Source organism: Streptomyces sp. NPDC059679 (assembly GCF_042734105.1).
Classification (GTDB): domain Bacteria; phylum Actinomycetota; class Actinomycetes; order Streptomycetales; family Streptomycetaceae; genus Streptomyces.
In genome coordinates this window covers 118,557-136,331 of record NZ_JBHWES010000016.1, presented here as the reverse complement: position 1 = coordinate 136,331, position 17,775 = coordinate 118,557, and the positions used below count along the sequence as shown (strand labels likewise).

General features: G+C 71.1%; 20 protein-coding genes and 1 pseudogene. 10 read left to right on the top strand and 11 right to left on the bottom strand.

The features are described 5' to 3' along the window. Window positions 1-16 precede the first annotated feature (16 nt). A complete protein-coding gene (locus ACFV2X_RS19615) occupies window positions 17-1,675 on the top strand; it encodes a DNA repair helicase XPB (RefSeq protein WP_385617835.1) in 1,659 nt (552 codons plus the stop codon). 43 nt (window positions 1,676-1,718) lie between these two features. Here ACFV2X_RS19615 and ACFV2X_RS19610 read toward each other — a convergent pair whose 3' ends face one another. Next, window positions 1,719-2,306 (bottom strand): TetR/AcrR family transcriptional regulator, encoded by a 588-nt coding sequence (locus ACFV2X_RS19610; RefSeq protein ID WP_385617833.1) that lies wholly within the window; start codon window positions 2,304-2,306, stop codon window positions 1,719-1,721. Window positions 2,307-2,602: 296 nt separating this feature from the next. Here ACFV2X_RS19610 and ACFV2X_RS19605 point away from each other — a divergent pair, with 296 nt between their 5' ends. Next, a complete protein-coding gene (locus ACFV2X_RS19605) occupies window positions 2,603-4,672 on the top strand; it encodes a HelD family protein (protein ID WP_385617830.1) in 2,070 nt (689 codons plus the stop codon). A gap of 10 nt (window positions 4,673-4,682) precedes the next feature. Here ACFV2X_RS19605 and ACFV2X_RS19600 read toward each other — a convergent pair whose 3' ends face one another. Next, window positions 4,683-5,015: an ArsR/SmtB family transcription factor gene (locus ACFV2X_RS19600; RefSeq protein ID WP_385617827.1), complete on the bottom strand. Its 333-nt coding sequence runs from the start codon at window positions 5,013-5,015 to the stop codon at window positions 4,683-4,685. 147 nt (window positions 5,016-5,162) lie between these two features. Here ACFV2X_RS19600 and ACFV2X_RS19595 point away from each other — a divergent pair, with 147 nt between their 5' ends. Beyond that, on the top strand, window positions 5,163-6,545 hold the full coding sequence (locus tag ACFV2X_RS19595; protein WP_385617824.1) for an MFS transporter: 1,383 nt from the start codon (window positions 5,163-5,165) through the stop codon (window positions 6,543-6,545). A gap of 308 nt (window positions 6,546-6,853) precedes the next feature. Here ACFV2X_RS19595 and ACFV2X_RS19590 read toward each other — a convergent pair whose 3' ends face one another. Continuing rightward, entirely contained in the window at window positions 6,854-7,762 is a 909-nt protein-coding gene (locus tag ACFV2X_RS19590) for a carbon-nitrogen hydrolase family protein (protein WP_385617821.1), read from the bottom strand. Window positions 7,763-8,031: 269 nt separating this feature from the next. Here ACFV2X_RS19590 and ACFV2X_RS19585 point away from each other — a divergent pair, with 269 nt between their 5' ends. Next, entirely contained in the window at window positions 8,032-8,226 is a 195-nt protein-coding gene (locus ACFV2X_RS19585) for a hypothetical protein (RefSeq protein ID WP_385617819.1), read from the top strand. Window positions 8,227-8,294: 68 nt separating this feature from the next. On the opposite strand, the gene ACFV2X_RS19580 is transcribed toward ACFV2X_RS19585, so the two are convergent. After that, window positions 8,295-8,708, bottom strand: coding sequence for a hypothetical protein (locus ACFV2X_RS19580; protein ID WP_385617817.1), 414 nt, complete (start codon window positions 8,706-8,708; stop codon window positions 8,295-8,297). Between the two features lie 422 nt (window positions 8,709-9,130). Here ACFV2X_RS19580 and ACFV2X_RS19575 point away from each other — a divergent pair, with 422 nt between their 5' ends. Further along, window positions 9,131-9,322 carry a hypothetical protein gene (locus tag ACFV2X_RS19575; RefSeq protein ID WP_385617815.1) on the top strand — a complete coding sequence of 64 codons (192 nt, stop codon included), beginning with the start codon at window positions 9,131-9,133 and terminating at the stop codon, window positions 9,320-9,322. A 114-nt stretch (window positions 9,323-9,436) separates the two neighbouring features. Here the strand turns inward: ACFV2X_RS19575 and ACFV2X_RS19570 are convergent, their stop codons facing one another. Next, window positions 9,437-10,156, bottom strand: a complete 720-nt coding sequence (locus ACFV2X_RS19570; RefSeq protein ID WP_385617813.1) for a copper homeostasis protein CutC — start codon at window positions 10,154-10,156, stop codon at window positions 9,437-9,439. 58 nt (window positions 10,157-10,214) lie between these two features. On the opposite strand from ACFV2X_RS19570, the gene ACFV2X_RS19565 reads away from it, so the two are divergent. Continuing rightward, entirely contained in the window at window positions 10,215-10,880 is a 666-nt protein-coding gene (locus tag ACFV2X_RS19565) for a hypothetical protein (protein ID WP_385617811.1), read from the top strand. Between the two features lie 113 nt (window positions 10,881-10,993). Here the strand turns inward: ACFV2X_RS19565 and ACFV2X_RS19560 are convergent, their stop codons facing one another. Continuing rightward, window positions 10,994-11,389, bottom strand: coding sequence for a cupin domain-containing protein (locus ACFV2X_RS19560; protein ID WP_385617809.1), 396 nt, complete (start codon window positions 11,387-11,389; stop codon window positions 10,994-10,996). A gap of 53 nt (window positions 11,390-11,442) precedes the next feature. Here ACFV2X_RS19560 and ACFV2X_RS19555 point away from each other — a divergent pair, with 53 nt between their 5' ends. Continuing rightward, a complete protein-coding gene (locus tag ACFV2X_RS19555) occupies window positions 11,443-12,441 on the top strand; it encodes a GlxA family transcriptional regulator (protein WP_385617807.1) in 999 nt (332 codons plus the stop codon). A gap of 64 nt (window positions 12,442-12,505) precedes the next feature. Here ACFV2X_RS19555 and ACFV2X_RS19550 read toward each other — a convergent pair whose 3' ends face one another. After that, entirely contained in the window at window positions 12,506-12,730 is a 225-nt protein-coding gene (locus ACFV2X_RS19550) for a DUF397 domain-containing protein (RefSeq protein WP_385617912.1), read from the bottom strand. Beyond that, window positions 12,730-13,560, bottom strand: coding sequence for a Scr1 family TA system antitoxin-like transcriptional regulator (locus tag ACFV2X_RS19545; protein WP_385617805.1), 831 nt, complete (start codon window positions 13,558-13,560; stop codon window positions 12,730-12,732). Before ACFV2X_RS19545 ends, ACFV2X_RS19550 begins: the two co-directional genes overlap by 1 nt. A 171-nt stretch (window positions 13,561-13,731) precedes the next feature. Here ACFV2X_RS19545 and ACFV2X_RS19540 point away from each other — a divergent pair, with 171 nt between their 5' ends. Next, window positions 13,732-14,022, top strand: a complete 291-nt coding sequence (locus ACFV2X_RS19540; protein ID WP_385617803.1) for a hypothetical protein — start codon at window positions 13,732-13,734, stop codon at window positions 14,020-14,022. Between the two features lie 177 nt (window positions 14,023-14,199). Here the strand turns inward: ACFV2X_RS19540 and ACFV2X_RS19535 are convergent, their stop codons facing one another. Next, window positions 14,200-14,571, bottom strand: coding sequence for a hypothetical protein (locus ACFV2X_RS19535; protein WP_385617916.1), 372 nt, complete (start codon window positions 14,569-14,571; stop codon window positions 14,200-14,202). Here ACFV2X_RS19535 and ACFV2X_RS19530 point away from each other — a divergent pair. Beyond that, window positions 14,480-14,698, top strand: a pseudogene (locus ACFV2X_RS19530) (phosphatase PAP2 family protein); the annotation flags it as partial. The gene ACFV2X_RS19535 and the pseudogene ACFV2X_RS19530 overlap by 92 nt on opposite strands. A gap of 93 nt (window positions 14,699-14,791) precedes the next feature. Here ACFV2X_RS19530 and ACFV2X_RS19525 read toward each other — a convergent pair. Together ACFV2X_RS19525 and ACFV2X_RS19520 are read right to left on the bottom strand one after the other, a co-directional pair. Further along, window positions 14,792-15,481 (bottom strand): response regulator, encoded by a 690-nt coding sequence (locus ACFV2X_RS19525; protein WP_385617802.1) that lies wholly within the window; start codon window positions 15,479-15,481, stop codon window positions 14,792-14,794. After that, entirely contained in the window at window positions 15,478-16,860 is a 1,383-nt protein-coding gene (locus tag ACFV2X_RS19520; protein ID WP_385617801.1) for a sensor histidine kinase, read from the bottom strand. The genes ACFV2X_RS19525 and ACFV2X_RS19520 overlap by 4 nt, the downstream gene beginning before the upstream one ends. A 276-nt stretch (window positions 16,861-17,136) precedes the next feature. On the opposite strand from ACFV2X_RS19520, the gene ACFV2X_RS19515 reads away from it, so the two are divergent. After that, window positions 17,137-17,655 (top strand): GNAT family N-acetyltransferase, encoded by a 519-nt coding sequence (locus tag ACFV2X_RS19515; RefSeq protein ID WP_385617798.1) that lies wholly within the window; start codon window positions 17,137-17,139, stop codon window positions 17,653-17,655. Window positions 17,656-17,775 lie beyond the last annotated feature (120 nt).

Below are 17,775 nucleotides of genomic sequence, written 5' to 3'. Positions count from 1 at the left end.
TGAAGGGCCCAGGCGCGTGAACGGACCGCTGATCGTCCAAAGCGACAAGACGCTCCTGCTCGAGGTAGATCACGAGCAGGCTGACGCCTGCCGCCGCGCCATCGCCCCCTTCGCCGAGCTGGAGCGGGCTCCCGAGCACATCCACACCTACCGGGTGACCCCGCTCGGCCTGTGGAACGCCCGCGCGGCCGGGCACGACGCCGAGCAGGTCGTGGACGCGCTCGTCCAGTACTCCCGCTATCCCGTCCCGCACGCCCTCCTCGTGGACGTCGCGGAGACCATGGCGCGCTACGGGCGGCTGCGGCTGCTCAAGCACCCCACCCATGGCCTGGTCCTGGAGACCTCCGACCGCCCGGTCCTCCAGGAGGTGCTGCACTCGAAGAAGATCCAGCCGCTGGTCGGCCAGCGCATCGACCCGGACACGGTGGCGGTCCACCCCTCCGAGCGCGGGCAGATCAAGCAGGTGCTGCTCAAGCTGGGCTGGCCCGCCGAGGACCTGGCCGGGTATGTGGACGGCGAGGCGCACCCGATCGAGCTGGACGAGGACGGCTGGGCGCTGCGGCCGTACCAGAAGCAGGCCGTCGAGGGGTTCTGGCACGGCGGGTCCGGGGTCGTCGTTCTGCCCTGTGGCGCCGGGAAGACGCTGGTGGGCGCGGGAGCGATGGCCACCGCCAAGTCCACCACCCTGATCCTGGTGACCAACACCGTCTCGGCCCGCCAGTGGAAGCACGAACTGGTGCGGCGTACCTCGCTCACCGAGGAGGAGGTCGGCGAGTACAGCGGGACGCGCAAGGAGATCCGCCCGGTCACCATCGCCACGTACCAGGTCCTCACGACCAAGCGGAAGGGCATCTACCCACACCTGGAGCTCTTCGACTCCCGCGACTGGGGCCTGATCGTCTACGACGAGGTGCATCTGCTGCCCGCGCCGGTCTTCAAGTTCACGGCCGATCTGCAGGCGCGCCGCCGGCTCGGCCTGACCGCGACGCTGGTGCGGGAGGACGGCCGGGAGTCCGATGTCTTCTCCCTCATCGGCCCCAAGCGCTTCGACGCGCCGTGGAAGGAGATCGAGGCGCAGGGCTATATCGCGCCCGCGGACTGCGTCGAGGTCCGGGTCAATCTGACGGAGCACGAGCGCCTGGCGTACGCGACGGCCGAGGCCGACGAGAAGTACCGCTACTGCGCGACGACCGACTCCAAGCGCAAGGTCACCGAGGCGCTGGTGGCGCGGCACAAGGGGCAGCAGACCCTGGTCATCGGCCAGTACATCGACCAGCTCGACGAGCTGGGCGAGCACCTGGACGCGCCCGTCATCAAGGGCGAGACGACCAACGCGCAGCGCGAGAAGCTGTTCGACGCCTTCCGGCAGGGCGAGATCTCCGTCCTCGTCGTCTCCAAGGTCGCCAACTTCTCGGTCGACCTCCCGGAGGCCACGGTCGCCATCCAGGTGTCGGGGACGTTCGGGTCCCGCCAGGAGGAGGCCCAGCGCCTCGGCCGCGTCCTGCGGCCGAAGGCGGACGGCCACCAGGCGGTCTTCTACTCGGTCGTCGCGCGCGACACCATCGACCAGGACTTCGCCGCCCACCGCCAGCGGTTCCTCGCCGAGCAGGGATACGCCTACCGGATCGTGGACTCGAACGCGCTGCTGGCGGGCGAGGACGTCGAGGACGTATGACGCCCGGCGAGGACGTGTGACGCCCGGCTGTCACGCCCGGCTGTCACGCCCGCTGGTCGGCGGCGTACGACGGCCAGTTCTCCAGGAGCGTGGCCAGGGCGTTGACGCCGCGCTCCCATGACGCCTGGACGTCGCGCGGGTCCCGGAAGGCGCCGATCGCCTCCAGGCTGGCGTAGCCGTGGAAGGTGCTGCGCACCAGCCGAATGGCGTCGGTCAGATCCGGGTCACCGAGCCCGTACGCGCGGAACACGGCGGTCGTGGCCTCGATGATGCGGGCGCCGCCCGTGGACCGGGCGGAAACTTCGGGGTCGATCTCGATGTTCGTCGCCGCGTACCGGCCGGGGTGCTCCAGCGCGAAGGCCCGGTAGGCGTTGGCGAAGGCGATCAGCGCGTCGCGCCCGGCGCGCCCGGCCACGGCCGCGGTGAGGCGGTCGGCGAAGTCGCTCGCGGCGCGGAAGGCGACCCGTACGCGCAGGTCCCTGAGGTTCTTGACGTGCGAGTACAGGCTCGCGTCGGCCACTCCGAAGCTGCGCGCCAGCGCGGAGATCGTGACGTTCTCCAGGCCGACGGAGTCCGCCATATCCGCCGCCGCCTCCGCCACCCGTTCAGGCGTCAGACCCGCACGGGCCATGCGCCACCTCCCTCTCCCTCGTCTCCCTCAACACCTGGCCCATCCAACCAGGCCGGTCCGCGGGGAAGCCCACAGGGAAAGCCACAAGGGAAAACCACCGGGGGAAAGCCGCGAGGGAAAGCCGCGGGGAAAATCATTCGCGGCCCCGCGGAGCACTGGCTACAATCGCCCGTCTTGCCGCCTCCCGACTACCGGGGAGAGCCGCCGCCCGGACGGAAACCGGCCGGCTTCTGACGTGAGCCATTCACGCCCCGCACTTTGTCTGTCTGCTTCGCGTACACGCCGGAGGCTACGCCGTGCCCTCGCACGCCCTTGACCACCCCGACCCGCTCACGGACCCGCTCGAGCGGGAGCGCACCCATCTCGCCGCGTCCCGTGCCGCCCTGCGCGCCATGCGCGCCGATGTCGAAGCCCTCGACATCAAGGACGTCACCGCCAACTGGGTCAACGCCGAAGTCCTCCAGCGCCAGATCGACGAGCGCATCAAGGCCCTCGCCGACCTGGCCGACACCCCGCTGTTCTTCGGCCGCCTGAACTATCTGCACGCGCCGGGCGCGGAGTCGGCGGAGGGCGCGGAAGGGGAACAGTTCTATATCGGGCGGCGGCATGTCCACGACGCCGACGGCGACCCGATGGTCATCGACTGGCGCGCGCCGGTCTCCCAGCCCTTCTACCAGGCGTCGAAGAAGGCGCCGATGGACATCGGGCTGCGCCGCCGCTTCGGCTACACCGGCGGCGAGCTGACCGCGTACGAGGACGAGCACCTGACCGACCCGACCGAGACCGAACACGCGAGCAAGCTGCTCCAGGCCGAGATCGAGCGGCCTCGCGTGGGCCCGATGCGGGACATCGTCGCCACGATCCAGCCCGAGCAGGACGAGATCGTACGCGCCGGAATCGGCGGCACGGTCTGCGTCCAGGGGGCGCCGGGCACCGGGAAGACGGCGGTCGGCCTGCACCGGGTGGCGTATCTGCTGTACGCGCACCGGGACCGGCTCGCCCGCTCCGGCACCCTCGTCATCGGCCCGAACCGCTCCTTCCTCCACTACATCGAGCAGGTCCTGCCCGCGCTCGGCGAGTTGCAGGTCGGGCAGGCCACGGTGGACGACCTCGTCGCGCATGTGGAGGTGCGGGGCACGGACGGCGCCGACGCGGCGGGCCTCAAGGGCGACGCGCGGATGGCCGAGGTGCTGCGCCGCGCCGTACGTTCGCACGTCACGCTGCCGACCGAGCCGTGCGTGGTGGTGCGCGGCTCACGGCGCTGGCGGGTCCCGGCGTACGAACTGGAGGAGATGGTCCGCGAGTTGCTGGACCGCGACATCCGGTACGGCGCGGCCCGCGAGGCGCTGCCGCAGCGGATCGCGCACGCCGTGCTCGTACGGATGGAACAGGCCGGCGAGGCGCCCGACGACCGGGTGCAGAACGCGGTGGCCCGCAACCCCGCCGTGAAGGCGGCCGTCAAGGAGATCTGGCCGCCCGTCGACCCGGCCAAGCTCGTGCTGCGGCTGCTCTCCGACCCCGACTTCCTCGCCGAACAGGCGGACGGGATCCTCGACGCCGACGAGCAGAAGACCATCCTGTGGGCGAAGCCGCCGCGCGGTGTGAAGTCCGCGCAGTGGTCCTCGGCGGACGCGGTGCTCATCGACGAGGCCACCGACCTCGTCGAGCGCACGCACTCGCTCGGCCATGTGGTCCTGGACGAGGCGCAGGACCTGTCCCCCATGCAGTACCGGGCGGTGGGCCGCCGCTGCACCACCGGTTCGGCGACCATCCTCGGCGACATCGCGCAGGGCACCACCCCCTGGGCGACGGCGACCTGGGAGGACGCCCTCGTCCACCTCGGCAAGTCCGGGGCGGCGGTGGAGGAGCTGACCCAGGGCTTCCGCGTGCCGCGCGAGGTCATCGCGTACGCCTCGCGGCTGCTGCCCGCCATCGCCCCCGGGCTGTCGGAGGCCACCTCGATCCGCGAGGCGGCGGGCGACTTCTCCGTACGGGCGGTGGACTCCGCCGCGCTCGACTCCGCCGTGATCGCCGCCTGCCAGGAGGCGCTGGGCCACGAGGGCTCGATCGGCCTGATCGCCGCCGACGCGCGGATCCCGGTGCTGGCGGGCGCCCTCGACGCGGCGGGCCTGGCGTATCTCGCCCCCGGCGAGGAGACCAGCGCCGCCGCCCGGCTCACCCTCGTCCCGGCGACGCTGGCCAAGGGTCTGGAGTACGACTACGTGGTGCTGGACGAGCCGGCCGCGGTGGTCGACGGCGAGCCGGACGAGCGCACCGGACTGCGCCGCCTGTATGTGGCGCTGACCCGGGCGGTGTCGGGGCTGACGGTGGTCCACGCGGCGCCGCTCCCGGAGCAGTTGGTCTGAGCGGGCCCGTTTACGACGCGTCCCTGCTCCAGGGCATGGACGTGAGCAGCGCGTCGAGGAGGCCGGGGAACCTGGCGTCGAGCTCGTCGCGGCGCAGCCGCACATAGCGGTTGCGCCCGGCGACTCGCGTGGTGGTGAGCCCGGCCTCGCGCATCACCCGCATGTGGTGCGAGACGGTCGACTTGTGAAGGTGGTCGAGGCTCACCGCCTCGGGCGCGCAGCTGTGCTCCTCGCCGTCGCCGTAGACGCACAGCAGCCACAGGCGCACCGGATCACCGAGGGCGTGCATGACCTTCACCAGCTCGATGTCCTCGGCATCGGGCTGGGGCAGCCGCTCGTCCACCTCGCCCTCCCTCCTCACTCTCGCTCGCCCCGTCCTGTCCCGTCCTCCCAGAACAGTTTGACATTCATCAACCCGAAACAGTTTGACACCCGTCCAACCATCCCTATTGTTGGACGCATATCCAACCGTCTTTCGGGGAGGACACCCGTGCGGCTACGCCTGCTCCTGCTCGCCCTCGGCACCTTCGCGGTGGGCACCGACTCCATGGTGATGGCCGGAATCCTCGGCCTGATCTCCCGCGACCTGGACGTATCGGTCCCCGCCGCCGGGCAGATGGTCACCGTCTTCGCGCTCGCGTACGCCCTGCTCGCGCCCGTCCTCGCCACCCTCACCGCCCGCTGGCCACGCCGCCAACTGCTGCTCACCGCGCTCACCGTCTTCACCGCGGCCAACGCGCTGAGCGCCCTCGCCCCCACGTACCCCCTGCTGCTCGCCACCCGCGTACTGGCCGCCGCCGGAGCCGCGCTCTACACCCCGACCGCCAACGCCGTCGCCACCTCGCTCGTCCCACCCGAACGGCGCGGCCGGGCGCTGGCCACCGTGCTCGGCGGTATGACGGTGGCGACCGCGCTCGGCGTACCGCTGGGCACCTGGATCGGGCGTACGGACTGGCGCCTGACGATGTGGCTGGTCGTCGCCCTCGGCACGGCGGCCCTGGCGGGCCAGGCGCTGCTGCTGCGCGAGCTGCCCGGCCCGGCGAGCCTGTCCCGCCTGCCCGGCCAGCCCGCCGGTGCCGGCGGCTCGGCCGGTGCCGGCGCCGGGGCTGGTGGCGCGCCGAGTGCCGGTGCCGCGGCTGGCGCCGGGGTTGCGGCTGGTGCCGGTGGCTCGGCCGGCGCCCAGACCGCCCCGGCCGAGGCGCTCACCTCACCCGCCCCGCCCGGGCTGCGGGAGCGGCTGACGCCGCTGCGCGACCGGCGGGTCGTCGCGGCCACGGCCACCACCTTCCTCTTCTTCCTGGCCTTCAACTCCGTGTACGTCTACATCGCCACGGCCGTGCACCCCGCCACGGGCGGCGAGGCCGGACGGCTGAGCCTGGTGATGCTGGTGATGGGCGTCGCGTCAGTGGCGGGCAGCTGGCTGGGCGGCCGGGCGGTGGACCACTGGGGCGTACGCAGCGTCATGCTCACCGGGAGCGTGGTCACGGCCCTCGCGTTCCTGGCCCTCCCCTGGCTCGGCCGGACCATGCCGGGCGCGCTGCTCTACGCCCTGGTCACCCCGGTCGCCGGCTGGTCCGTCTCGGTCGCGCTCCCCCACCGGCTGGCCTCCCTCGACCCGCCGAACGCGCCCCTGCTGATCTCCCTCAACAGCAGCGCCCTCTATCTGGGCATGGCGGCGGGCGGCGGCGCGGGCAGCGCGTCCGTCGCGCTCCTCGGCGACCGGTGGTTCCCGCTGACGGCGACGCTGCTGGCCCTGCTCGCCACGGCCACGGTCCTCACCACGACGCGCACACCCCGCACCCCGCGCCCCGGAACCCCGGCGCCGTCGGCCCCGGCCCGCGGGAAGACCTCGACAGAGGCGGGCGGCCGGTAACTGTGACGCCTCGCCGAGCCGGGTACAGGTGGCGACCCGGGCTCCGCCCTCGACCTCAGCGTCGCAGCTTGCCGTAGCCGTTCATCCACGAGGGGGGGAACGCTCGACCACCCACCACTTGTCGGCCTGGATCGGTGCGGGCGCGAGCAGCGTCCTTCCCCCCCAGTAGCGGCCAGGTGTAAGCCGGTACACCGGGCGCCTTCCGCTCGTCAGCCGTTTCACCAAGGTGAGCGACAGACTGAATCCGAGGTGTTCGCGGCGCCGGGAGCCATCCCGTACCCGCGAACACCTCGGATTCCGCTTCTGAACTAGAAGGCCGCTGTCCGGTCTTCGCTGCGCGGGTCGCTCACCTGGTGCTCGGTGTAGAGACCCGAGCGCGCCTCACGACGCCAGGGACGTGCATAGGTCAGTGCCCCTATGGCGGCCTCGGAACTGTCGTCGAGGTTCACGACGGCCACCGACGGCGAGCCGTCCGCGGGGCACCGCGCAAGCCAGTCGCCGTTGGGCGCGACGATTCCGGTCGGTGCGGTGACGCTGTCCTGCGTCGGCCCTGACAAGCTGACCCAGTAGCTGTTGAAAGCGGCGTGGCCTTGGACCTGGGCTTGGGCGGCGGTGTTACCCGGGGTGCCGCTGGTGGAGAACAGGACGCAGTCGACATCCAGCTTCTCGTACTCTGCGAACAACTCCGGGTAGTGGATCTCCATACCGAGCAGGCAGCCGAAGCGCACACCGTCGACCTCGAAGGTCACCGGTGAGACGCCCGGCGAGTACATGTAAGAGACCTTCGTCTTCGACAGCAGGCGCTCGTCATAACGCGTGACGACCTCGCCGCGATCGGAGATGACGTAGAGGCTGTTGTGTGGACGGTTCGGGCCGGTCAAGCGGTGCACCGATGGGATCGCTGTCCACAACCGCAACTCGCGGGCCAGCTCGGCGATCGCAGCCAACTCCGATTGGAGCACCGGCCACTGGCACCGATCCCAGTCCGCCGGGCCGACCGCGTCCGGGCCGTCGACGGACATGACAAGCTTGCTGGGAAAGCAGATCGCGCCTTCCGGGAAATGCACGATCCTCGCTCCCTGAGCACTGGCCTCGCGCATCAGAGCACGGACCTCACGCCCACTTTCGCGCAGCGCTTCAACGTCTCGGGGGTCCTCGCGTACGGGGGTCTGCGCTACGGCGAGCCGCACGTTCTTGGGAATCCTTGCTTCCGACATGACGTCTCCTGATGGAGTCGGACGGAAGTGCCGGAGGGCGGACGTGTAGGACTCACCGGTCTTGGCGGCGCGGGCACGCACCTGGTGCTTGAAGTTCCTACGGGCTGTCATCGCGGCCTTCCACGCCTTGAGCGACGGCTCCCCAGCAGCCTCGCCCGAGGCGATCGGGCTGCGACAACGACCTGAGACGCTGGTCCCTTTGCCTCCGATGGGAGACCGCGCTGGGGACGGTCGCGGGAGGTTCGGCGTAGGCCACGCAGTCGGTCATCATGCCGTCGCTCGCGGGCTCCGTCAACATCCTTCAACATGTCCAGCGCACGACCGACGCCGTGGTCGTCGGCTCCCTCCTCACGACCCCGGACCCCGTCACTCCACACCCGTCGACGCAGACCACCCTCAACTCCACCGGCACCCTCCGCACCGCCCTGAAGCCTCTCTCCTGGAACATCATCCGCATGGCTTGAGAAGGGAGCGGAACGGCCGAGCGGGAACGGCCGCCGCCGTTCCCGCTCGGTGTCACTCAACTGAACGATCAGTAGTGGGTTCCGTTGAGGTACACAAAATACGAGCGATCTGTCGCGGAGTCGGGCACCCTCTGGACCTCGAAGCCAATGTCTTCGTTTTCCGGAAGGTTGTACACGCCGCCGTACGACGCGTCCCGGTAACTGCACTTCCCGTCGTTCGTGGCATCGGTGAGACTGTACAAGAAATTCTTGGTCCGCTGGTTGTAGACTTTCACCTGCGCCTTCTTGCCGTCGGACTTGGTGTCGCAGACCTTCACATGGTCGCCGTCATACGCGAAGTAGGCCGCCGCAGCCTTGGCGCCGTCATACATCGGCCCGTGGTTCCAGTCAATCGCCTGAGCAGAGCCCGGCGCCATGGCCACTGCGAACGCCGCCATGGCCAGTGCGGATATTCCGCCCTGAACGATTTTCTTGATGCGCAATGCATCCTCCCCTGGTTTTGCGGTTACAGCCGCATGACGCTAACAGCAGACGGCGGGGTCCTTACCGGCCGGATCGCTTGTAAGGCGAACTTAACGAGAAGGTGTGACAATTCGCGGATACTTTCCCGGCACTGAACACTTTTAGCGCCTAACGGCCATGGAGGGGTGATCGGGACTTGTTGCGCTTCCGGGCCGCTTACCACAGCTCCACCAGTGCCCGTTTCCCCAAAGCCCGCACGAAGCGGAACGCGGGGCGTTTCGTGGTTCCGGGTGTCACCGGGGTCTCCCGGGGTGGTGTTCATCGGGTGGTGACACCACGCTGCGGACCACGGGGAGTTGACCGCCACGGCGGATCGCATCGCCGCAGGGCAGGCGGGTAGGACGAGGTGGACAACGGTGGTTGTCCGTGGACAAGGGGGCGTGTGGGCAGAGCCGGGCGGCCGCAGGGACCGTCGAAGGGAAGCGCGGAAGAGGCGAACGCCCTGGCGGGGTTCCTGCGGGAGCTCACCGCCGGAATGACCGTGCGGGAACTTGCGGAGCGCTACCGCACCAGCAAGACCATCTGGGGTGAGTACCGGTCCGGCGCCAAGATGATCCCGCCGGTCCGGCGATGAGGCCTTCTCCTGGACCCCCATCGGTCCCTCCGCCACCGACCTCGCCGCCGTCGACCGAACGGCCCCGGCCCCGGCCTTGTCGCAGAGCCGGGGCCGGGCGCAGGCCCGGGCGGGTCAGCCCACCGGCACCACTTCGTCCAGCGCGGCCCGCCACTGGTGGACTGCGGCGGTGTCCACGGGCCCGTCCCACCCCGAGAGCCGCGCCGCGCCGCCGATGTGGAAGGCGTCGATCCCCGCGGCGCGCAGCGCGGGCAGGTGGTCAAGCCCCAGCCCGCCGCCCACCATGGTCCGGGGCCCGGCCGCCCCGCGCGCCGCCTCGGCCGCCAAAACCAAAAGCCCATCATCTACCCCGGCGGCCGACCCGGCGGTGAGATACGTATCCAGCCCCGGAAGGCCCACGAGCTGCTTACGGAGCGCATCGCGGTCGGCGGCGTGGTCGATGGCCCGGTGGAAGGTCCACCGGCTCTCGTCGAGCCCGGGACCCGCGCTGATGACGTCCATGAGCGCACCGATGGCGGCCAGGTCGGCCAGCCCGTCGGGGGCCAGGAAGCCGAGGACGAACTCGTCCGCCCCCTCGGCCCGCAGCGCCTCCGCCCGCGCGCACAGCGCGTCGAGCGCGGCTGCGCCGCCGGACGCGAAGCCGTCGGACGCGCGCAGCATCACCCGCAGCGGGAGGTCCACGGCCGAGCGGATCTCGGCGAAGGTCTCGCGGGAGGGACTGAGCCCGTCGGCGGCGATATCGGCGACCAGCTCGAGCCGGTCCGCCCCTCCGGCCTGCGCCGCGACCGCGTCCGTCACGTCGAGGGCGATCACCTCGAGAATTGGTCTAGACATGTTGGACAGCTTGCCACACCCCACGCGCTCCCACACCCTCACCCCGCACAATTGGCCCATGGTCGACCCCGCGCCCCGCCACCCAGCCCACGACGCGCTCCTCACCCGCTGGGCGATCCACCTCGACAGCGCCCGCGAGCCCGTACGCGCCCCCTCCCCCGCCCCGTACGGCCAGGACCTCCTCGCCCGCTGGGCCGAACCCCAGCGCCGCTACCACACCACCGACCACCTCCTCGCCATCCTCGACCGGGTCGACGAGCTGATCACCCACGCCACCGACCCCGCCGCCGTCCGCCTCGCCGCCTGGTTCCACGACGCCGTCTACCTGCCCGACCGCTCCACCAACGAGGAGCGCAGCGCCCGCCTCGCCGAACGCGCCCTCCCCGAGGCAGGCGTCCCCCAGGAACGTACGGCCGAAGTCGCCCGCCTGGTCCGCCTCACCCGCACCCACGACCCCGCCCCCGGCGACACCAACGGCGAAGTGCTGTGCGACGCCGACCTGTCGATCCTGGCCAGCTCCCCCGAGCACTACGCCGCGTACGCCGCCGCCGTCCGCGAGGAGTACGGCTTCGTCCCCGACGACGCCTTCCGCGACGGCCGGGCGGGCGTGCTGCGCGAACTGCTCACCATGCCAAGGCTGTTCCGTACGCCAGAGGCCCGCGACCGCTGGGAGGAGGCAGCGCGCCGGAATCTCGCGACGGAGCTGGCGCTGCTGAATGCGTAATACAAACGTTTCGCCGCTCTGCGGCGCCCCCGAACCGCAGTCATCAAGGTCTGATCGCGCTTCGGTTTCACCCGCGCCTCCAGCCACGACATCGACGCGGCCGGCTGGATGCCTCAGACCTCGAGCACGTGCCCCGTCGTCGCGTCGACATGGTCGGGGATCTCCTCGTGGCGGTCGCCGACCGTCGGTGTTCCGGTGGGCTCGAAGAGGAGGATCGCGGCGCCGGTCGGGGCGTACGGCCTGTGCTCTGTGCCACGCGGCACGGTGAAGACCGCGCCCTGGGCAAGCCGGACCGTGCGTTCCCCGGCGGCCTCGCGCAGGGAGATGTACAGCTCGCCGTCGAGCACCAGGAAGAACTCGTCGGTGTCGTCGTGGACGTGCCAGATGTGCTCGCCTTCGACCTTGGCGATGCGTACGTCGTAGTCGTTGACGCGCGTGACGATACGGGGGCTCCAGAGCGCGTCGAAGGACGCGAGGGCCGCACTGAGGGCGATGGGTTCGTTGCTCACGAGGGGAATCCTCGTCCGTTGAGCACGGCCGACGTGAGTGCTAGGAATCGCATATGCCGAAAGAATCCTCGCATGATGCTCGTGGGGCAGCGGCCCTGCACCGGGTCGTCGTGATCGTGGACGAGAACTCGAACCCCTTTGAGCTCGGCTGCGCGACCGAGGTCTTCGGACTGCATCGCCCCGAGATCGGCCGTGACCTCTACGACTTCCGCCTGTGCTCGCCCGAGCCCCGCACGCTGATGCGGGACGCCTTCTTCACGCTCACGGGGGTCGCCGGGCTGGAAGCGGCCGACGCGGCTGACACCTTGATCGTCCCCAACCGGCCCGATGTCGACGTGCCGCGCCGCCCGGCCGTGCTGGCCACCGTGCGGCGGGCGCACCGACGCGGGGCGCGGCTGGTCGGTTTCTGCAGCGGCGCCTTCACGCTCGCCGAGGCCGGAGTTCTCGACGGGCGCCGGGCCACCGCGCACTGGCAGTGGGCGGACTCCTTCCGGGCCCGCTTCCCTTCCGTCCGGCTCGAGGAGGACGTGCTGTTCGTGGACGACGGCGACATCCTCACCGCTGCGGGGAGCGCGGCCGCGCTGGATCTCGGGCTGCACATCGTCCGCCGCGACCATGGTGCGGAAGTGGCCAATTCGGTCAGTCGGCGGCTGGTCTTCGCGGCGCACCGGGACGGTGGACAGCGGCAGTTCATCGAGCGCCCGGTGCCCGATGTTCCGGACGAGTCCCTGGCGCCCGTCCTGGCCTGGGCCCAGGAGCGGCTGGACGCACCGCTCACGGTGTCCGACCTCGCGGCGTGCGCCGCGGTCAGCCCGGCGACGTTGCACCGGCGCTTCCGGGCACAGCTGGGCACGACGCCGCTGGCCTGGCTCACGGGGGAACGGCTCACCCTGGCGTGCCGGCTGATCGAGCGGGGCGAGTCGCGCTTCGAGGTGGTCGCACGGCACAGCGGGCTCGGCACCGCCGCCAATCTGCGCGCGCTCATGCGTCGCGAGATCGGTCTCACTCCGTCGGCGTACCGGCGCCGGTTCGGCCCGGAGGTGGCTTGCTGAGCGGCCCACCACGACCAAGGCCCCGCCACGAGGCGGAGGACTGGTTCGGGTAAGGCCGCCAGGGTCAGGCGGCGGGGAACTCGCCGCGTATGACGGCGGAGACGAACGACGACCAGCCCTCTGCCGAGAAGATCAGCGCCGGGCGGTGGGGGTTCTTGGAGTCACGGACCGGGACGGCGCCGTGGGTCTGGGTGAAGGTGCGGGAGAACTCGACACATTGGCCGCCACTGCCGTCGCTGTAAGAGGACCTGACCCATTCGGCGGCCGTGAGATCCAAGTCGGCACTCATCATGGGCGGTACTCCTTCGCCAGAGTCTTAATCAGGGTCAGTGAGCGGTCCGGAGACAGCGCGTGTGCCCTGAGCAGATCGTAATCATCCAGGGCGGAGGCGACCGTCCGAGCGGAGTCGTGCATCCTGCCTCCTACCCTGGTCTCGGTGTAAAGCACCGTGGCGGAGTCCGTGAAGCGCAACACAGTGAAGGGCTTCGCGTGTGCGGCCGGAGCGCCTGCCGAGAACGGCATGACCTGAAGCTTGACGTGCGGTGACGCGGCCGCTGTCAGCAGGTACTCAAGCTGCCCGGCCATGACATCAGCGCTGCCCACGACCGTACGCAGGCAGGCCTCATTCAGAATGACCCACAAGAGCGGCGGCGCCTCCAGCTCGAATACCTCACGCCGACGCAGACGCGCTGCGACCTTGCCCTCGATCACCTCGCCTTCTTCTCGTGGATGCGACGAGCGGAAGATGGCCCGTGCGTACTCCTCCGTCTGGAGAATGCCGCTCACGAGGCTCGTCGAATAGTCCAGTACGCGCGACGCCTTCCGCTCCAGGTTGAGGTACGGCACAAACCACGAAGGGTGGTCGCCCTCGTCGATCCTCCGCAGCATGTCCGAGAACAACTCACCCGTGCCGAAGGCGATGTCGCAGCCCTTCGCGAACTTGTCACTCGGCCTGGGCAGGAGCTTCCCGGCCTCGACCCTGCTGACGTACGCCTCCGAGTAGCCAGCGGCCCTGCCCAGGTTCTTCTGTGTGAGCTTGCGGGCGAGACGGACCTGCTTGACGTCGCGCCCGAAGCGTTGGAGGGGGTTCAAGTGCGCGGATGGGGTCGTCTCGTCCACTGCCGTGACCTCTCGCCATGTGATCGCAGCGCGCATCGCAGCAGGTCGCCGACTTGCAGGCTGCCCTTCAAGCCACCTCATTCTATTGGAAACCGCGTTGCCTCGGTGACCAATTGACTACATACGGTGCCTACACCTACCCGGGCGCCGGGATGAGGAAGAGGTGAAGCCATGAAGGGCCTGCGCCTGCTGCCGTGGTCCGACCCGGACGGCAAACCGTGCTATCTGGCAGCCGACAGCGGCGACAGCCCGTTGAGCCGGAGGGCGGACGAGATCGAAGCACTGCAACTCGACATGGGCACCCAACTGCTCAGCCACGCCACCGCACTGCTTGCCGACAACAAGGCGAGCAACCGCGAACTCCGCTTTCTGGCCGACCGGCTGACCGAGGCGCTGACGGACGTGTTGCGGGTCGCAGAGAGCAGGGGCGAGCGGCTGCTCGCGTACGACGACGGCGCCTGACGTGGCGCGTCAAGCCCGACGATCGTCAGGGGTCGGGGGTGTCCTTCGGGATGGGTGTCCGTGGACCGTTGTCCCTAGCGTCGGGTGCATGGAATCCAGATCTCTGTACGACATGCGCCGCCGGGCGCTCGGTTCACCGGCAGCGCTGGGCGCGGGAGCGGTGGCTCTCGCCCTGCTCTATCCGGGCGGGCTGGGGAAGGCCGGGCCGGTGGAGGTGACCGGCGGCGCCTCGGTGGCCGTGTACCGGGCAGTCAACGGTGTGATGGCCGATGCGCCCTCGTGGGCGGGGACGTCGATGGACCTCGTCGCTGACGGGCTCTTGGTCGTCCTCGGGGTGCTGCTGGCGTGGGTGGGGTGGGCGGCCGTGCGGCGCCGCAGTGCCCGGTGGGTCGCCGGGGTGGTGCTGGTCGGCGTCGGGACCGTCGTCGCGTACGCGGTCAGCGAGGCGCTGAAGCTGGTGGTGGACGAGGAGCGGCCGTGTCGCGCGGTGCGCGGGGTCGAGGTGGTGGCCGACTGCCCGGTGGCGGGTGACTGGTCCTTCCCGAGCAACCACGCCACCCTCGCGGCCGGGCTCGCCGTCGGCCTGGCCGTGGTGCTCCCCCGCCTGGCCGCCGTCGCGTTGCCGCTGGGGGCCGTGGTGGTGGTGGCGCGCGTGGCGGCGGGCGTCCACTACCCCCACGACGTGCTGGCCGGCGCGGCGCTCGGGGCCGCCGTGGTCACCGCGGCGGTGTGGTCGGCCACCCCGCCCGCCGCCCGGGTTGTGGAGGTACTACTCGACCGGCGGGGACGGTTCGGCGGCCGGGACGATTCCGGCCTCGTGGGCCACCACGGCCGCGGCCGCTCGGTTGTCGACGGCCAGGCGCGTGAGGATCGAGCTGACGTGCGCCTTGACCGTTCCCTCCACCACGTGCAGGCGCCGGGCGATCCGGCCGTTGGTCAGCCCGGCCCCGAGCAAGGCCAGCACTTGGCGTTCCCGGGGGGTGAGCGCCTCGACGCGGCGGCGGGCGGCGGCGCGTCGCTCGGCCCGCGCGCCCGCACCTCCGGCGGCCAGGTGTGCGACCACCCGGGCCGCGACCTTGGGTGACAAGTAGGCCGCGCCGTCCGCCACCGCGCGGACGCCCGCGATCAGTTCTTCGGGTTCGCCGGACTTGATCAGGAAGCCCGCGGCGCCGTCGCCGAGGGCCCGCAGGATGTACTCGTCCTCGCCGAACGTCGTCAGCATGACGACACCGGTCGTGGCCACCGTCCGGCGGATCTCCGCCGCGGCGCGCAGGCCGTCGACCCTCGGCATGCGAATGTCCAGGACCGCCACGTCGGGGCGGTGGAGCTGGGCCAGTTCCACCGCCTGGTGGCCGTCGACGGCCTCGGCGACGACGCCGATGTCGGGCGCGGTGGACAGCACGGCCCGTACGCCCTTGCGGACCATGGGCTCGTCGTCGGCGACCAGGACCCGGATCACTGGGTGATCACCTGCTTGGACACCAGCCGGTTCGCCTGGAAGCACAGGCGATAGGCGTCGCCTGAGTGGTCGTCGAAGAGGTTCGCCGTCATCGCGTAATACTCGCATCGGGTTCCGGGTGCGGGCGGGTCGTCGTCCACCGGGTGGTGGGGCATCTGCCGGTCCGGGAGGTCAGGGGCCAGTTCGGCGCGGTCCTGTCCGACGCGCATGCCTGCGTAGGCGTCGGGCGCCAGCACCGACGCGCGCGCCAGGAGCAGGTCCCACCCCCGCAGCCCCGCGCCGAGCAGGACGACGGCGGTCAGGGGCACCCAGACGGCGGCGAGCGCAGTGCGGCTCACGCGCCGCCGCGCGCGCTTGCGCTCCCGCTCCACCTCCTGCCCCTCGCACGTCGCGTCGGCCGGTGGCCGCGAGGTCCCGGAGGCGGCGTGGGGAATCCGGGCGGTGACCGCGAAACCGCCCGCGTGCGGGCCGTACTCGATCAAGCCCCCGGCGAGCCTGACCCGTTCATCCAGGCCGATCAGCCCACGCCCGCCGCCCGGTGCCGCATCGGTGGCAGCGGGCGCGGGGCCGTTCTCCACCCGGACCTCGGTCTCGGCGGCGGTGTGCCGGATCCGCACCGTCACCGCCGCGCCGGGCGCGTGCTTGGCGACGTTGGTCAGCGACTCCTGCACGACCCGGTGCACCGCGCGCTCGACCACCGGGGACAGCGCGCCGGGCTCGCCCTCGGTGTGCAGCGCGACCGAGAGCCCGGCCGCGGACGCCCCCTCGACCATGCCCTCGATGCCGGCCGGGCGCGTGGCCGCGTCGTCCTCCCGGAGGAGGCCGATCACTTCACCGAGGCGCTCCACCGCGGCGGCGGACCTGGCCCTGATCTCCCCGGCGGTCTCCCGATGCTCGGCGGGCAGACCGGGCGCGAGCTTCAGCGCGCCCGCCGACAGGGCGATGAGGCTGAGGTCGTGGCCGAGCAGGTCGTGCATGTCCTGGGCGATGCGGGACCGCTCCCGCAGCCGGGCCTGCTCGGCGATCAGCTGCCGCTCGCGCTCCAGGTGCTCGGCCCGCTCCCACCCGGCCCGCACCAGTGCGCGGTACTGACGCCAGAACCGGCCCGCGAACCACGGCAGTACCGCGGCACCCACCAGCACCACCACAAACCGATCGCCCAGCACGAGCCACGACGGGACCACGCCCGCCGCCACCACCGCCAACAGCACCAGAGCCGCCACGCGCGCCCGGCCCGGCCACCGCCCCGCCGCACACGACAAGAGCACCGTCGCCGGGATCCACCCCGGGCTCAACACGCTCACCCCCGCGGTGCCTGCCGCGGCCACCAGCAGCGGAACCCCTGATCCAAGGACACGCATGTTGATCAATTGCCTCACGAGCGCGACGATACGGAAGGCGGTAGCCGCCCAACACTGCCGAAAGTCCAACCACGTCAAGGCGTGTGGTACGTTTCGGCGGTTCGTGTCGATCAAGGTTGAGGATGACAAGGAGGGCGAGTTGATGGCCGCGCCGAAGGCCACTGCGCCGCGCAGCGCCCGGACCGTCCTCACGTCCCTGGCGACGGCCTGATCCAGTCACCCGCCTCGCTGGGAGCGTGAGCTCGCGGGGCAGTCCCACACGAACCTCACCATGAAACGGATCTTCATCCCGTCATGCGTACCCACAACCAGTGGATCACTCGCGCCGAGACCGAGGCCGACATCCCGGCCGTCCGCGGCATCGTTCTGGCCGCCTTCGACACCCCGTACGAGGCCGATCTCGTCGACGCCCTGCGCGCCGACGCGTCGTGGATCGAGGGCCTGTCCGTCGTCAGCGCCGACGCGGACGGCAAGCCCGTCGGCCACGCGCTGCTGACGCGCTGCCACATCGGCGACACCCCGGCCCTGTGCCTGGCCCCGGTCTCCGTGCTGCCCAAGCACCAGAAGACCGGCGCCGGCTCCGCGGCCATCCGGGCCGCGCTCAGCGCGGCCAAGGGCCTGGGCGAGTACTACGTCACCGTCCTCGGACACCCGGCGTACTACCCGCGGTTCGGCTTCACCCGCGCCTCGGCCCACGGCATCGACGTGACCCTCGACGTCCCGGACGAGGCCATGATGGCCCTCACCCTGGACGAGGCCACCCACCCGCTGCCGAGCGGCACCGTCCGCTACGCGGCACCCTTCGGGGTCTAGCGGCCCGGCCGGCCGTGGGGGGGGGGCGGGGGCCCCCCCGCCGGACGGCCGACCCCCCGACCCGCCCGCGGGTGGGGTGGGGTGGTGTCTGGGAGGCACCGCACCCAACCCCGGGGAGAG